Origin of the sequence: Phytoactinopolyspora endophytica, from assembly GCF_004138495.1 — a bacterium.
Lineage (GTDB): Bacteria > Actinomycetota > Actinomycetes > Jiangellales > Jiangellaceae > Phytoactinopolyspora > Phytoactinopolyspora endophytica.
Genome location: NZ_ML142853.1, coordinates 496,747 through 497,728 on the forward strand (window position 1 = coordinate 496,747; position 982 = coordinate 497,728).

The window sequence follows — 982 nt, forward strand, 5'->3', positions numbered from 1 at the left end:
GCTGGATACGACTCGCTTGACGATTCCCGAAGGCAAATTTGGCTACTTGCTCAAGAACCCGAATAAGTCGGGCGTCTTCCGAGATTCGATGGGCTTCGATCAGGCTGGTCTGGACACTGCGCTACGCAGTCACCTCGTGGATAATTTCGGTAGTGCCGCGGGTTCTGCACCTATGACGGGCGGTGGAACCAAATTCAATGTTAGGGGTCCGATGACCGGTCCAAGTGGGGAGACATGGAACATTACTACGGCTTGGGGAGTGGATCTTGATGGGACGATCCGATTGATCACCGCGACACCATGACATTGACGGTGGGTGCGGAGACGACGGTCGTCGCTGGTGCACGGGTGTACAGCGTACGGGTCGCCGCCACAGACGAACCGCGTTCCATGAAAGTCACGATCACGCTGGATAGGCTGATCGAGTGGACGTTTGACGAGCCTGGTTGGCGCCCGCTTTCGCTTGGCGTGGCTTCTGGCGAGGCGTATCTCTGGTCCGCGCGTGAGCTCATCGTCTTGCCGACGAGCCTCCATGCCGATCCTACCTTGACGAAGGTCGACGAGGATCTGCTGCTGGTTTTCAGGTTGGACGCTGGCTGGCTATTGGTATGTGAGACCTCGATCCGGCTCGCCGTGGGACATCACGAGAGAACGCGGTTGGAGATCGGAGAGGTGATCGAGCACGCGTCATGGTCGGTACCTGTGCTGGTCGTTCGAGACGCACGTGGCCACGAGCATCGGATCAGTGTGGATGGCGACTGCCTGACTATTCAATCGTCCGTCTAGGTTTAAGGCGCTCATGACAAGATCGAATCGGTGTTTGACGGGCGAGTATGACGGCGGAGGAGTAGGCGATGGCGGAGATTGAGCGTAGGGAGGATCTGCAGAATCGAGTTCGGTTGAAGGCTGTAGAAGCTGAGCGTAGGGAGCGGGTTCGTCGTCTGCGTGAGGCTGAGAAGCCGATCGTCGACCATCTGCGACT

Annotated in this window: 1 protein-coding gene; it reads left to right on the plus strand. The window is 58.1% G+C overall.

The annotated features are described in order from the left end of the window. Window positions 1-304 (plus strand): hypothetical protein (locus ELR45_RS37740; protein ID WP_205856516.1); only part of this gene is annotated, 304 nt, incomplete at its 5' end. Between the last annotated feature and the right edge of the window lie 678 nt (window positions 305-982).